We start from the raw sequence: 14,139 nt of genomic DNA, 5'->3' as shown, positions 1-14,139 counted from the left end.
CGCTCGGCTGTACGGGTGACGTGCTGTTTCTTCCTCCCGCGCGCGTGGGGGTACGGATGCGGCACGCGCGCGGGGCGGTGTGTCAGAACAGTCCGGTGGAGGCGAACCGGAGGACCACCTGGGGTGCTCCGGACAGGGCGACGCCGAGGACTCCGGTGAGGGCGATGGCGGCCGTGAGAGGGGCCGGAACGCGGTGCCGCGCGGGCTCGCCCTCGGGAGCGCGGAACAGCAGGGCCGTCCACTGGAGGTAGTAGAAGAGGGCGATCACCACGTTGACGGCCATGACGACGGCGAGCCAGCCGAGGCCCGCGTCGACGGCCGCCGAGAACACGGTGACCTTGGCGAACAGGCCGATGACGCCCGGCGGGAGCCCGGCCAGGCACAGCAGGAAGAAGGCCAGGAGGAGCGCGGTGAGCGGGTTGGTGGCGTACAGCCCCCGGTAGTCGTTGATCCGGTTCAGGGCCCGGCTGCGGCCCACCAGGGCGGCCACCGCGAACGCGCCGAGGTTCACGGCCGCGTACATCAGCGCGTAGGCGATCGTGGAGCCGATCGCTTTCTGCGGGTCCTTGGCGTACCCGGCGGCGGCGATCGGCACCAGCAGGTAGCCGGCCTGGCCGACGGAGGACCAGGCGAGCAGTCGTACGGCGCTGTACGCGCGCGTGGCCTGCTGGCGCAGGGCTCCGACGTTGCCGACGGTCATGGTGAGGGCGGCCAGGGCGGCGAGCGCGGGCCCCCAGACGTCGGCGTACGACGGGAACGCGACGACGGTGACGAGGATCAGGCCGGAGAAGCCGACCGCTTTGCCGACCACCGACAGGTAGGCGGCGACGGGCAGCGGCGCACCCACGTAGGTGTCGGGCACCCAGAAGTGGAACGGGACGGCGGCGGTCTTGAAGGCGAAGCCGACGAGGGTGAGGACGACCCCGGTCTGGGTGAGAGTGTGCAGCTGTCCGTCGACGTGGGTCAGGCGCTGCGCGACCTGGGTGAGGTACAGGGTGCCGGTGGAAGCGTAGACAAAGCTGACGCCCATCAGGCTGACGGCGGTGGCCGTGACCGAGGACAGGAAGAACTTCAGGGCGGCCTCGGAGGAGCGCTTGTCGCCGTGCCGGATGCCGACGAGAGCGAAGGCGGGCAGGGAGGCGACCTCCAGGGCGACGATCAGGGTGGCCAGGTCGCGGGAGGCGGGCAGCAGGGCGGCGCCGGCCGCGGAGGACAGCAGCAGGAACCAGAACTCCCCCGCGGGGACCCGCTGCTCGTCGTCCTTGAGGTTCGTGACCGACAGCAGGGCCGCCAGCAGCGCGCCGCCGAGGACCAGGAACTGGACGACGAGCGTGAAGTGGTCGGCGGTGTAGCTGCACGCGCGCGTGGCGCGGTCCACGCAGAAGGTGCTGCGGTGCCCGTCCAGGAGAGGCAGCAGCATCAGCGCGGCCAGGGCCAGGCCGGCGACCGAGACCCAGCCCAGGACGGCCTTGCGGGCCTCGGGCAGGAACAGGTCGGCGACCAGCACCGCGAGCGCGACCGCGGCGGCGACGAGCGGCGGGGCGACGGCGAGCCAGTCGACGGACTGGACCAGCGACTCGGCGAGGGGCTGGGCGCTCATCGGGGGCCTCCTGCGAGGAGCTGGTGCACGGCCGGGTCGGTCAGGCCGAGCAGGGCCTTGGGCCACAGCCCGGCGCCGACGGTGAGGGCGACGAGCGGGGTCCAGGCGGCGAACTCGTAGCCGTGGACGTCGGCGAGCTTCGGGACCTCCTGTTCCGCGCCGCCCATGCAGACGCGGCGGACCACGATCAGCATGTACGCGGCCGTCAGCAGGGTGCCGAACGCACCGATCGCCATGAACGTGAGGAACGCGGGCCGGCTGAGATCGGCGGCGGGCTTGAACGCGCCGAACAGGGCCAGCATCTCGCCCCAGAACCCGGCGAGCCCGGGCAGCCCGAGCGAGGCGACGGCGGCGAAGGCGAGCAGGCCGCCGAGGCGGGGGGCCCTGCCGTACAGGGCCGCGCCGGTCTCCTCGGCGAGGGTGTCCAGGTCGGTCGTGCCGGTGCGGTCCTTCAGGCCGCCGACCAGGAAGAACAGCAGACCCGTGATGAGGCCGTGGGCGATGTTGGCGAACAGGGCGCCGTTCACGCCGGTCGGGGTCATGGTGGCGATGCCCAGCAGGACGAAGCCCATGTGGCCGACGGAGGAGTAGGCGATCAGCCGCTTCAGATCACCCTTCGCGCCGCGCTTGGCCAGGGCCAGGCAGGCCAGGGATCCGTAGATGATCCCGACGACGGCGAAGGCGGCGAGGTACGGCGCGAAGGTGTGGAAGCCGTGCGGCGCGATCGGCAGCAGGATCCGGACGAACCCGTACGTACCCATCTTCAGCAGGACACCGGCCAGCAGGACCGAGCCGACGGTCGGGGCAGCGGTGTGGGCTTCGGGAAGCCAGCTGTGCAGCGGCCACATCGGGGACTTGACCGCGAGTCCGATCCCGATCGCCAGAACGGCGATGACCTGCACGGATGCGGTGAGCGACCGGCCGTTGTCAGTGGCGAGTGCCACCATGTCGAACGTGCCCGCCTTGATTCCGATCAGGAGCAGGCCGAGCAGCATGACGACGGAGCCGAGCAGCGTGAAAAGGATGAACTTCCACGCGGCCCGGGTCCGCCCCTCGCCGCCCCAGCGGGCGATGAGGAAGTACATCGGGATGAGCACCGTCTCGAACGCGAGGAAGAACAGCAGCAGATCGAGGACGGCGAAGGTGGCGAGGGTGCCGGACTCGAGCAGGAGCAGCAGCGCGACGAACGCCTTGGGGGAGCCGCCCGTCGGCGGCTTGAAGTAGGAGTACAGCGCGCAGAGGAAGGTCAGCAGAGCGGTCAGGACCAGAAGGGGGAGGGAGATGCCGTCGATGCCGAGGTGGATCCGCACGTCGAGCGCGGGGATCCAGCTGATGTCGGTCGTGGCCTGCATCTTCGACGGGTGGTCGCTGTCGAAGCCGAGCGCGAGGACGATCGCGGCGATGAGGATCGCGCCGGTCACGGTGACGCCGTGGCGCAGCACGGCCTGCTCGGGCGACCTCCCCTTCAGTCCCGGCGGGGCGGGCAGGAGAGCGGCGACGGCGCCGAGGAGCGGGCCGACGACGACGAACGCCAGAAGGAACTGCATCACGGACTCGTTGATATCGATCACGCCTGCTCACGCTCCGGTGGCGACGAGGACGACGGCGACCGTCAGGACGACGGTGCCGGCGAGCAGCGCGCTCACATAGGTCTGCACATTGCCGGTCTGCGCCCGTCGCACGGCGGCCCCGAGCACGCGGGGCAGGGCGGCCGCGCCGCGTACGTAGGTGTCGACGACCTCGCGGTCGAGGAATCGCACGAGGCTCGCCCCGGCCCGGACCGGGCGGACGAACAGGACCGTGTACACGGCGTCCAGGTGGAAGCCGGCGGCCGCGTGCCGGTACAGCGGGCCGAGCAGCAGCTGCCCGGGGTCCGGGGCGTGGGCGAGGTCGCGGTCGGCCGGGCCCTGGCTGGCGAGGGCGTGGGCCTCGACGAGGCTCGCATCGCCCTCCGGATGCGCGGCGGCCTCGCCCTGGAGGTGCTCCCACTCGAAGGAGGGCGCGGGCGCCGCCGGGGTACGGGCGGCGATCGCACTGGTGCGCTGCCAGGCGCCGTAGGTGAGAAGGCCGCCGACCAGGGCGAGGCCGGTGCCGAGGATCGAGGTGAGGAGGGTGGGGGTCAGGTCGCGGCCGTCGAACCAGCCGGGCAGCGCGCGGTAGGCGAGCCCGCCGAAGGCCAGGGACGGCACGGCCAGGACCCACAGCACCGCGTTCATCGTCAGCGGCTGGCGGCCGTGGTCGGGCGCCTCGGTACCCCGGCCGCGGAAGGCCAGCAGCCACAGGCGGGTCGCGTAGGCGGCGGTGAGCAGGGCCGTGAGCAGACCGGCGACGAGGACGATCCAGCCCGCCGCTCCGGGAGCGTGGCCGGTGTTCCCGGTGGCCACGTGCTCGGCGGCGCCGAGCACGGACTCCTTGGAGAAGAAGCCGCTGAACGGCGGGATCGCGGCGAGCGCGAGCAGCGCCACGGTCATCGTCCAGTAGGCGTCCGGGACGCGCTCGCGCAGGCCGTGCATGCGGGACGTGGCCGCCAGCGAGTTGGTGCCGGCGGCGTGGATGATCACGCCGGCCGCGAGGAACAGCAGCGCCTTGAAGGCGCCGTGGGACAGGAGGTGGAAGACGGCGGCACCGCGGTCGCCGACGGCGAGGGCGCCGGTCATGTAGCCGAGCTGGCCGATCGTCGAGTAGGCGAGGACGCGCTTGATGTCGTCCTGGGCGAGCGCGGCGAGCGCCGAGCCGGCCATCGTGACGGCGGCCATGACGGCGAGGACGACCATCGCGGTCCGGGAGGCCTCGAACACCGGGAGGAGACGGGCGATGAAGTAGACACCGGCGGCGACCATCGTCGCGGCGTGGATCAGTGCCGAGACGGGTGTGGGGCCCGCCATCGCGTCCGGGAGCCACGTGTGCAGCGGGAACTGCGCCGACTTGCCGGCCACGCCCGCGAGGAGCAGCAGGGCGGTCACGGTCGGGTGGTCGAGACCGCCGCTCGTCACCGCGCCGAGGATCCGGGTGATGCGGAACGACCCGGCGTCGGTGCCGAGGGCGAACAGGCCGATGAGGAACGGCACGTCGCCGAGCTTGGTGACCAGGAAGGCCTTCAGGGAGGCGGCGCGGGCCTCGGGGGTCTCCCAGTAGTGGCCGACCAGGAAGTAGGAGCAGATGCCCATGACTTCCCAGCCGACCAGCAGCACGATCAGGTCGCCGGAGTAGACGACCAGGAGCATCGCGGAGGTGAACAGGCAGACGAGAGCGGCGTAGGACGGGTAGCGCGGGTCGTCGCGCAGATAGCCGGTCGAGTAGATCTGCACGCAGGACGCGACGAACGCAACCAGGATCGCGACGAGTGCGGCGAAGCCGTCGATGTGCAGGGCCAGCTCGATCGGGACCGAGCCGGTGGGTGTCAGTTCTGTGTGGGCGTCGACGGCCCGGCCGCCGCCCTGGTCGGCGGCGACCAGCGCGGCGAGGACGAGCGAGACCAGCGGCGGCAGCACGGCGAGCGGGCGGACGAACCCGGGTGCGGTGCGGCCGAGCAGCAGGCCGGCCACGGCACCCAGGAACGGCAGGAGGGGGACGAGGACGGCGAGGTGGATCGTGGTCACGCGGTGGCCTCAGCCTTCTCGACCGCGGAGGTGCCGGGGCCCTCGGTGCCGGGGCCGCCGGCCTCGGGGCCCTCGGCGGTGTCGCGGAGCTTGTCGATGTCGGAGGTGCCGCGGTTGCGGTAGACGGCGAGCACGATCGCCAGGCCGATGCCGATCTCGGCGGCGGCGATGGCGATGGTGAACAGGGTCAGCGCCTGGCCGGAGTGCAGGGTGTCCCTGGCGGCCCGGCTGAGCCAGACGTCGAAGGCGACCAGGTTGAGGTTGACGGCGTTGAGCATCAGCTCGACCGACATGAGGACCAGGATCGCGTTGCGGCGGGCCAGGACGCCGTACAGGCCGGTGCAGAACAGGAGGGCGGAGAGGACGGCGGGATAGGCGAGATGCATCAGTGGGCGCCTTCCGGCTCGGCCGGGTGAATTCCGGAATCCGTGCCCGAATCCGTGACGGACGGGGAACTCTCGGTGACCGCTCGGGAGTTCACAGGGGGAGGGCCCGGCTCCGCCTTCGCCTTGCGGGACAGGACGATCGCGCCGACCAGGGCCGCGAGGAGGAGGACGGACAGGGCCTCGAAGGGCAGCACCCAGTGCCGGAACAGGCTCTCGCCGGTGACACGGGTGGTGCCGGCGGCGGGGCCGGTCAGGTCGATCCACGTGGTGCGGAAGGCGTCGACCACCACCCACACCAGAGCCGCGGCGGCGACGGCCGCGACGGCGAGGGCGACCCAGCGGTTGCCGGAGTCGGCGTCCGGGGACCGGCCGATCGGCGCCTTGGTGAGCATCAGACCGAACAGGAGGAGGACGACGACGGAACCGACGTAGATGAGGACCTGCACCCAGGCGATGAACTCGGCGGTGAGCAGGAGGTACTCGACGGCGAGGCCACCGAGCGCGACCACCAGCCACAGGGCGGCGTGCACCAGTTGACGGGTGGTGACCGTGATCAGGGCCGCGCCAAAGGTGGCGAGGCCGACGAGCAGGAAGGCGATCTCGACGCCGGTCGGGGACAGGAACCCGTGCGGGGCTGCCGCCAGGCTCACGGCTGCGGCGGGGCTCACGACTGGCCCTCCCCCGGTTCGTCCTGCGCGGCCGCCAGCTTCTCGGCGGTCTTGCGGGCGGCGGCGATCTCCTTCGGCTCCTCGGCGCAGGGGTCGAGGGCGGGCGGGGCCGGGACGGTCCACATCCACTCGCGGAGCTTGTCCCGCTCGTGGGTGAGGTCGTGGATGTCGGTCTCGGCGTACTCGAACTCCGGGGACCAGAACAGCGCGTCGAAAGGACAGACCTCGATGCAGATGCCGCAGTACATGCACAGGGAGAAGTCGATCGCGAACCGGTCGAGGACGTTGCGGCTGCGCTCGCGGCCGCCGGGCGCGGCGGGCGGGACGGTCTCCTTGTGGGAGTCGATGTAGATGCACCAGTCCGGGCACTCGCGGGCGCAGAGCATGCAGACCGTGCAGTTCTCCTCGAACAGGCCGATCACGCCACGGGTGCGCGGCGGCAGTTCGGGCTGGGCGTCCGGGTACTGCTCGGTGACGGACTTGCGCGTCATCGTGCGGAGGGTGACGGCCAGGCCCTTGGCGAGGCCGCTGCCAGGAATGGGGGCCATCAGCTGATCACCACCTTGACGATGCCGGTGAGGGCGATCTGGGCGAGGGAGAGGGGGACGAGGAGGGTCCAGGAGAGCTTCTGGAGCTGGTCCTCGCGCAGGCGGGGATAGGTGACGCGGAGCCAGATGACGACGAAGGCGAGGATCGCCGTCTTCAACAGGGTCCACAGCCAGCCCAGGCCGGCGGCGCCCCAGGGGCCGTGCCAGCCACCCAGGAAGAGGACGGTGGTCAGACCGCACAGGACGACGATGCCGGCGTACTCGGCGAGGAGGAACAGTGCGAAACGCAGTCCGGTGTACTCGGTGTACGCGCCGAAGATGATCTCCGAGTCGGCGACCGGCATGTCGAACGGCGGGCGTTGCAGCTCGGCGAGGCCGGCCACGAAGAAGACGAGCGCGCCGACGATCTGCCAGGGCACCCACCACCAATGGAAGGCGTGCAGGATGCCGGGCAGGGAGACCGTGCCCGCGGCCATCGCGACCGAGGCGGCGGCCAGGAGCATCGGCAGTTCGTAGGCGAGGAGCTGCGCGGCGGTGCGCAGGCCGCCGAGGAGGGAGAACTTGTTCGCGCTGGCCCAGCCGGCCATCAGCGAGCCGAGCACGCCGACGCCCATCACCGCGAGCACGAAGAAGACGCCCGCGTCGACGACCTGGCCGACCGCGCCCTCGCTCGGGCCGATCGGGACGGCGAGCAGCACCAGGAGGTACGGCAGCAGGGCGACGGCGGGGGCGAGCTGGAAGACGCGGCGGTCGGCGCCGGCCGGGACCACGTCCTCCTTCTGCGCGAACTTCACGCCGTCCGCGATGAGCTGGGCCCAGCCGTGAAAGCCGCCCGCGTACATCGGGCCGAGGCGGCCCTGCATGTGGGCCATCACCTTGTGCTCGGTCTGGCCGACGATCAGCGGGAAGGTGAGGAAGACGACGAACACGACCAGGAGTCGCAGGGCGACGTCCAGCGTGTCGTTCACTGCGGGCCTCCTGTGGGGTCGTCGCCGGGGGTGCGGTCGGGAGTGCTGGGGGGTTCGGGGTGCTCGGGGGGTTCGGCGGTTGCGGAGCCGGCCGGCCGGTCGGCTCGCCCGCTCTCCGGCTCGCGTTCCGGCTCGCTCTCGGGTTCGGTCTCGGGTTCGCGGTCCGGTTCGCGCTCCGGCTCGGGCCGGGACGTCGGCCCGGACGCCGCCTCCGGCTCGTCGAAGGCCGGGCGGGCGTGATGCCAGGGGGCGTCCGAGCTGTGCGGGGCCGTGCTGCGCCGGGCCGGGCGGGACGCGCCCTCCGGTTCCGCCGGTGCCTGCTCCTGGCCCGGAGCCCGGCCTTGCTCCTGCTGCTGCGCCTGCTCCGGCGTCGGTGCGTCGGCCCGCTGGGAGGCGGAGCCCTGGGAAGCGCTGCGCGAGCGGCGTGGGCCGGTCGGTGTCGCAGCAGCCGACGGCTCCGCCGAGGCGGCCTCGCCGGCCCCGGCCTCCGGCACCGGCCGACCCGTCTCGCCTTCGCCCTCGGCCGGGGCCGGCGTCTGGCTCGCCGAGCCCTGGCTCGCGCTCCGTATCCGGCGCGGCCGGGCACCCGCACCGGTATCGGCAGCCGGAGCTCCCTCCACGGTCTCGGCGGCCTCCGTCGCGGCGCCGGAGGTCTGGCTCGCGGAGCCCTGGGCGGCTGTGCGGGTGCGCCGTACCGGGCGGTCCCCGGCGGCGGGCGCGCCCGCGCGGGCCGGGCGGTCGCCCGCCGCGCGGCCTGCCGCCGCGCCGCGTGCCGGGCGGGCCGGAGCCGGGGGGAGCTGGCCCTTCAGCGGGCCCCATTCGTTGGGGTCGGGGACTCCCGGGGGCAGCATCTGGCGGCGCTTGGGCCCGGCGTGTGCCGCACCCGCCGCAGGTTCCCCCGGCTCCTTCGCGCCCGGCCAGGCCTTGGCCACGCGGGCGGCGAGGACGAAGTCCTTGCGCAGGGGGTGGCCCTCGAAGGTCTCGGGGAGGAGGAGGTGGTCGAGCCCCGGGTGACCCGTGAAGCGGACGCCGAACATCTCATGGGTCTCGCGCTCGTGCCAGGCGGCGCCCGCGTACACGCCGACGGCGGTCGGCAGTTCCGGCGCCTCGTGCGGGAGTGTCGTACGGACGAGGAGGCGGCGGACCGGGCCGAGGGCGACGACGTGGGCCGAGACACGGAAACCCGTGCCCGGTTCGTCGACGGCGCTCAGCCAGTCGAAGTAGGTGCAGCCCAGGGTCGTACGGGCCGTCTCCAGGGCGGTGAGCCAGGCGGACGGCGGTACGTCCACGGTCAGGACGTCATACGACTCCTCGGCCGTGGCGTCCGTGCCGAAGAGGTCCTCGACCGGGGCGGGCAGCCAGCCGACCGTGCTCATCACGCGCCCCCCTCGGCAGCGGGCGCCGGCGGCTTCACCAGGTCGCTGGTCAGGGCGGCAACCGACGGCCGGGCGGACCCGGTGCCGTAGCGCTCCTCCAGCGACTCGCGGGCGATCTTCTCCTGGAGCTTGAGGATGCCCTGGAGCAGCGCCTCGGGGCGCGGCGGGCAGCCGGGGACGTAGACATCCACGGGGATGATCTGGTCGACGCCCTTGGTGACGGAGTAGGAGTCCCAGTAGGGGCCGCCGCAGTTGGAGCAGGCGCCGAAGGAGATGACGTACTTCGGCTCGGGCATCTGCTCGTAAAGGCGCTTGACCGCCGGGGCCATCTTGTCCGTGACCGTGCCCGACACCACCATCAGGTCGGCCTGGCGGGGGCCCGGCGCGAAGGGGATGACGCCGAGGCGGATGAAGTCGTGCCGGGCCATCGACGCGGCGATGAACTCGATCGCGCAGCAGGCGAGGCCGAAGTTGAAGACCCACAGCGAGTAGCGGCGGCCCCAGTTCAGGATCACCTTCATCGGCTCGGGGGCCAGCCGGGCCAGCGCGCCCAGACGCTTCGGTTCCGGCAGCAGCACGGGCTCGGAGACGGACTCGGTCGCCGACGGGTTCCCGTCCACCGAGTGGTTCACGTCCATGTCAGGACGCCCTTCTTGTATGCGTACAGCAGGCCCACGGCGAGGAAGCCCAGGAAGACGAACATCTCCACGAGGGTGGTCGCGCCGTAGCCGGGGGCGGCGAAGACCGTCGCCCAGGGGAACAGGAAGATCGAGTCGACCGCGAAGATCACGTACAGGAAAGCGTAGACGTAGTAGCGGACCTGGGTGTGGGCCCAGCCCTCGCCGACGGGATCGACGCCGCACTCGTAGGTCAGGAGCTTCTCGGGGGTGGGGACGACGGGGCGCAGCAGGCGGCCCGCGCCGAAGGCGACGGCGACGAACAGCACGCCGACGAGCGCGAGCAGGCCCACCACCGAGTAGGACCGGAAGTAGCCGGCCGCGATGACGTGCGCCGTGGCGACCCCACCGTCCCCCAACGTCTCCCGCACCGTCCGTCCCTCATTCCCTGACGTCGTGGCCTGCATGACCCGAGTGAATTCGGTGATCCCATGTGATTCGAGGATCTGTACGCACGGGAGTCTAGGCCCTGATAAAGAGACGGTAAGCAGCCCGTCATCGGGTGAGACGGGTGGCGGCGGGCCGGGGTTCGGCGGGGGTGGGGTTTTCCCCCGCGAGCGGAGGGCGGCGTACCGCATGGCGCCGGGGGCGACGCGCACGGCAGGCTGGCTGCTATGACCGCTCCCAGCTCAGCCGCCGACCGGGCCGACGGCATCGACCGCCTGCCGCCGCCGCGGCCGGCCTACGACGCGCACACCTGGAAGGAGATCGCGTATCTCCTGCTGAACCTGCCGCTGGCGGTGTTCGGCTTCGTGTACGCGCTCACCGCGCTGTCCGTCGGCGGGTCGCTCTCGATCACGGTGATCGGCCTGCCGCTGCTGGCGCTGAGCCTGCTGGGTTCCCGGCAGCTGGGGAAGCTGCAGCGGGCCCGCGCCCGCCGGCTGCTCGGGGTGCGGGTGGAGGAGCCGACCCCGCTGCCGCTCGCCAGGGCCGGGAGCCTGACACAGCGGCTGTGGCTGGCGCTGAAGGACCCGGTGGGCTGGCGGACGATGCTGTACGACCTGGTCCGGCTGCCCTGGGGCGTCCTCACCTTCTGCGCCACGCTGATCTCGTTGATCGCGCTGTGGCCGGTGCTGCCGTATGTGGCCCGGGGCCTCGCGAACGTGGACCGGGCGCTGGTGCGCGGGCTGCTGTCGCCCTCGGACGAGCTGGAGCGCCGTATCGCCGAGCTGGAGTCGGACCGGGGGATCGTGGTCGACACGGCCGCCGCCGACCTGCGCCGCATCGAGCGCGACCTGCACGACGGGGCGCAGGCCCGGCTGGTGAACCTGGCCATGGGGCTCGGCCTGGCCAAGGAGAAGCTGCTGGAGGACCCCGACTCGGCGGCGGCGATGGTGGAGGAGGCGCACGGCGAGGTGAAGCTGGCCCTTCAGGAGCTGCGCGACCTCGCCCGCGGCATCCACCCGGCCGTCCTGACCGACCGCGGCCTGGACGCGGCCCTGTCGGCGGTGGCCACGCGCTGCACGGTGCCGGTGAAGGTCACCGTGGACCTGGCCACCCGCCCGGCGCCCGCCATCGAGGGCATCGCCTACTTCACGGTCTCCGAACTGCTCCAGAACATCAGCAAGCACAGCGGCGCCCGGGGCGCCTCCGTCGACGTCTGGCGCGCCGAGGAGCGGCTGCTGATCCAGGTCCGTGACGACGGCCGGGGCGGCGCGCGCCTGGACGGCGGCACGGGGATGCGGGGGCTCGCCGAGCGGCTGGGCGCGGTGGACGGCCTGTTCGTCCTCGACTCCCCGGCCGGCGGTCCGACGGTGGTCACGGCGGAACTGCCCTGGCGGGACCGGACCGAGTAGCCACGCCCACGCCCGTGCGCAGACGCGCCCCCGTGCGGTGCGGGGGTGGGGAAAACCCCCGGGTGGAGACGCCGACGGACTCCATGGCCCGCGGAGCCGCGACGCACGACCGTAGAAGCACAGCCTCACAGGACAGCCGCAGAGGCGCGGCCCGCAGGCACGGCCGACACGACGAGAACGGAACGAGAATCGATGGCCATGGAGTACGGACACGGGTATGAGCGGGGGCGGGGGCGGCCCGCCGGAACCGGCCACCGGCTGCCCGCCGGACTGCGGGCGCCGTTCGAGGCGCGCAGCTGGCGTGAGTTCGCGTACGTCCTGCTGAGCCTGCCGGTCTCGACCGTGCTGTTCGCCTGGACGGTGACGATGGTGTCGCTCGGGGCCGGCCTGCTCGTCACCTTCCTCGGGGTCCCGGTGCTCGCGGCGGCGCTCGCCGGCTGCCGGGGCTTCGGCGCGCTGGAGCGGGCGCGGGCGCGGGCGCTGCTCGGGCTGGAGGTGGCCGCGCCGGAGCCGCTGCGGGTGCGCAAGCCGGGCGTGCCGGCCTGGGTGGGCGCGGTCCTCAAGAGCGGCGCCTCCTGGCGGAGCACGCTGTACGCGCTGGTGCAGTTCCCCTGGGCGGTGTTCTCGTTCGTGGTGGCGGTGACCTTGTGGCCCCTGGGCTGGTCGCTGCTGACCTACCCCCTGTGGTTCTGGGTCTTCCCGGCCTACGTCGGCCAGGGCGGCCTTCAGCTGTACGGCGACGAGCACCACAGCGTGTACCTGGACAACCCGTTCGAGATCACCGTGACCGCGCTGGTCGGGCTGGTGGTCACGCTGGCCACGCCGTGGATCGTGCGGGCCCTGACGACGGTCGACGGGCTGCTGGTGCGCGGGCTGCTGGGGCCGTCGCCGCTGTCGGCGCGCGTGGTGGAGCTGGAGTCGGACCGGGGCGTGGTGGTCGACACGGCCGCCGCCGACCTGCGGCGCATCGAGCGCGACCTGCACGACGGGGCGCAGGCCCGGCTGGTGAGTCTGGCGATGGACCTGGGCCTGGCGAAGGAGAAGCTCCAGGAGGACCCGAAGGCCGCGGCGCAGATGGTGGAGGAGGCGCACGGCGAGGTGAAGACCGCGCTCCAGGAGCTGCGCGACCTCGCCCGCGGCATCCACCCGGCCGTCCTGACCGACCGCGGCCTGGACGCGGCCCTGTCGGCGGTCGCCTCGCGCTGCACGGTGCCGGTGCGGGTCGAGGTCGACCTGCCGGGCCGCCCGGCGGCCGCCATCGAGGGCATCGCCTACTTCACGGTCTCCGAACTGCTCCAGAACGTCAGCAAGCACAGCCGGGCCCGGTCCGCGTCGGTGGACGTGTGGCGGGCGGAGGACCGGCTGATGCTCCAGGTGATCGACGACGGGGTCGGCGGCGCGGACGTCTCGCGCGGCTCGGGTCTGGCCGGCCTCGCCGGACGCCTGGACGCGGTGGACGGCGTCCTCGTGGTGGACTCCCCCGCGGGCGGCCCCACCCGGGTCATCGCGGAACTGCCCTGGCGGGCCTGAGGCACGCCCCCGCCCCGGCCCCGCACTCCCCTGGAACCCCCTTCTCCGAGGGCGGGGTTCCCAGGTGGGGCGGCGGGCCGGGGCGATTGCTGGAATGCTTGACCTCCGTACGGACCGTAGGGACGAACACCGTCGGAGAGCGGGCATGGGGGGCCGGGAGATCGTGGAGAACAGGGTGCGGGTGGTCATCGCCGAGGACTCGGTGCTGCTCAGAGAGGGCCTGACCCGGCTGCTGACCGACCGCGGGCACGATGTCGTGGCCGGTGTCGGGGACGCGGAGGCGCTGGTGAAGACCATCGCCGACCTCGACGGACAGGGCGCGCTGCCCGACGTGGTGGTGGCGGACGTACGGATGCCGCCGACGCACACCGACGAGGGCGTGCGCGCGGCCGTGCGGCTGCGCAAGACGTATCCGCGGCTCGGGGTGCTGGTGCTGTCGCAGTACGTGGAGGAGCGTTACGCCACCGAGCTGCTGGCCGGTTCCAGCCGGGGCGTGGGCTATCTCCTCAAGGACCGGGTCGCCGAGGTGCGCGAGTTCGTGGACGCGGTGGTGCGGGTCGCCGAGGGCGGTACGGCGCTGGACCCGGAGGTGGTCGCGCAGTTGCTCGGCCGCAGCCGCAAGCAGGACGTGCTGGCGGGGCTGACCCCGCGCGAGCGCGAGGTGCTCGGGCTGATGGCCGAGGGCCGTACGAACTCGGCGATCGCCCGGCAGCTGGTGGTCAGCGACGGCGCCGTGGAGAAGCACGTCAGCAACATCTTCCTGAAGCTCGGCCTGGCGCCGAGCGACGGCGACCACCGGCGGGTGCTGGCCGTTCTGACGTATCTGAACTCCTGACGGCCGCCTTCACCGTGCCCGCCCCGTCAGCTCCGCGTCAGACCGTCCGGCTTCTGTGGGAGGCGGGCGGCGAACCGTGGAACGTGCGGGGAGCGCCTTGACCGGTGCTCGAGCACGGCGGGACATCATGGAAGCCAGCTAGCCAAGCCAGCGCGA

At 72.7% G+C, this 14,139-nt stretch carries 13 protein-coding genes; 3 read left to right on the top strand and 10 right to left on the bottom strand.

From position 1 onward, the window contains the following. Nucleotides 1-82 precede the first annotated feature (82 nt). The 10 genes from ACZ4MF_RS32480 to ACZ4MF_RS32435 are packed head-to-tail and all read right to left on the bottom strand — an operon-like array spanning nucleotide 83 to nucleotide 10,193. On the bottom strand, nucleotides 83-1,600 hold the full coding sequence (locus ACZ4MF_RS32480; protein ID WP_467495778.1) for an NADH-quinone oxidoreductase subunit N: 1,518 nt from the start codon (nucleotides 1,598-1,600) through the stop codon (nucleotides 83-85). Then, nucleotides 1,597-3,171, bottom strand: a complete 1,575-nt coding sequence (locus ACZ4MF_RS32475; protein WP_467495777.1) for an NADH-quinone oxidoreductase subunit M — start codon at nucleotides 3,169-3,171, stop codon at nucleotides 1,597-1,599. Before ACZ4MF_RS32475 ends, ACZ4MF_RS32480 begins: the two co-directional genes overlap by 4 nt. 6 nt (nucleotides 3,172-3,177) lie before the next feature. Then, complete coding sequence (locus ACZ4MF_RS32470; RefSeq protein ID WP_467495776.1) at nucleotides 3,178-5,199, bottom strand: NADH-quinone oxidoreductase subunit 5 family protein; 2,022 nt, start codon at nucleotides 5,197-5,199, stop codon at nucleotides 3,178-3,180. Further along, nucleotides 5,196-5,585, bottom strand: coding sequence for an NADH-quinone oxidoreductase subunit NuoK (gene nuoK / locus ACZ4MF_RS32465; RefSeq protein ID WP_467495775.1), 390 nt, complete (start codon nucleotides 5,583-5,585; stop codon nucleotides 5,196-5,198). The genes ACZ4MF_RS32470 and nuoK overlap by 4 nt, the downstream gene beginning before the upstream one ends. Beyond that, entirely contained in the window at nucleotides 5,585-6,253 is a 669-nt protein-coding gene (locus ACZ4MF_RS32460; RefSeq protein WP_467495774.1) for an NADH-quinone oxidoreductase subunit J family protein, read from the bottom strand. The genes nuoK and ACZ4MF_RS32460 overlap by 1 nt, the downstream gene beginning before the upstream one ends. Further along, nucleotides 6,250-6,801 (bottom strand): NuoI/complex I 23 kDa subunit family protein, encoded by a 552-nt coding sequence (locus ACZ4MF_RS32455; RefSeq protein ID WP_467495773.1) that lies wholly within the window; start codon nucleotides 6,799-6,801, stop codon nucleotides 6,250-6,252. The genes ACZ4MF_RS32460 and ACZ4MF_RS32455 overlap by 4 nt, the downstream gene beginning before the upstream one ends. Further along, nucleotides 6,801-7,769 (bottom strand): complex I subunit 1/NuoH family protein, encoded by a 969-nt coding sequence (locus ACZ4MF_RS32450; RefSeq protein ID WP_356027495.1) that lies wholly within the window; start codon nucleotides 7,767-7,769, stop codon nucleotides 6,801-6,803. The genes ACZ4MF_RS32455 and ACZ4MF_RS32450 overlap by 1 nt, the downstream gene beginning before the upstream one ends. Next, nucleotides 7,766-9,145, bottom strand: coding sequence for an NADH-quinone oxidoreductase subunit C (locus tag ACZ4MF_RS32445; RefSeq protein WP_467495772.1), 1,380 nt, complete (start codon nucleotides 9,143-9,145; stop codon nucleotides 7,766-7,768). Before ACZ4MF_RS32445 ends, ACZ4MF_RS32450 begins: the two co-directional genes overlap by 4 nt. Then, nucleotides 9,145-9,783 carry an NADH-quinone oxidoreductase subunit B gene (locus ACZ4MF_RS32440; protein WP_356027500.1) on the bottom strand — a complete coding sequence of 213 codons (639 nt, stop codon included), beginning with the start codon at nucleotides 9,781-9,783 and terminating at the stop codon, nucleotides 9,145-9,147. Before ACZ4MF_RS32440 ends, ACZ4MF_RS32445 begins: the two co-directional genes overlap by 1 nt. Continuing rightward, complete coding sequence (locus ACZ4MF_RS32435; protein ID WP_356027503.1) at nucleotides 9,774-10,193, bottom strand: NADH-quinone oxidoreductase subunit A; 420 nt, start codon at nucleotides 10,191-10,193, stop codon at nucleotides 9,774-9,776. Before ACZ4MF_RS32435 ends, ACZ4MF_RS32440 begins: the two co-directional genes overlap by 10 nt. A 243-nt stretch (nucleotides 10,194-10,436) precedes the next feature. On the opposite strand from ACZ4MF_RS32435, the gene ACZ4MF_RS32430 reads away from it, so the two are divergent. From ACZ4MF_RS32430 to ACZ4MF_RS32420, 3 genes are all read left to right on the top strand, one after another. Beyond that, nucleotides 10,437-11,618 (top strand): sensor histidine kinase, encoded by a 1,182-nt coding sequence (locus ACZ4MF_RS32430; protein ID WP_467495770.1) that lies wholly within the window; start codon nucleotides 10,437-10,439, stop codon nucleotides 11,616-11,618. 192 nt (nucleotides 11,619-11,810) lie between these two features. Further along, nucleotides 11,811-13,148, top strand: coding sequence for a sensor histidine kinase (locus tag ACZ4MF_RS32425; protein ID WP_467495769.1), 1,338 nt, complete (start codon nucleotides 11,811-11,813; stop codon nucleotides 13,146-13,148). A gap of 145 nt (nucleotides 13,149-13,293) precedes the next feature. Next, nucleotides 13,294-13,983: a response regulator transcription factor gene (locus ACZ4MF_RS32420; RefSeq protein ID WP_356027510.1), complete on the top strand. Its 690-nt coding sequence runs from the start codon at nucleotides 13,294-13,296 to the stop codon at nucleotides 13,981-13,983. Nucleotides 13,984-14,139: the final 156 nt, after the last annotated feature.

The organism is Streptomyces sp. NPDC025793 (genome assembly GCF_055558375.1).
Note: the sequence above shows the minus strand (reverse complement) of the source record. Positions and strands in the feature narration are given on the sequence as shown.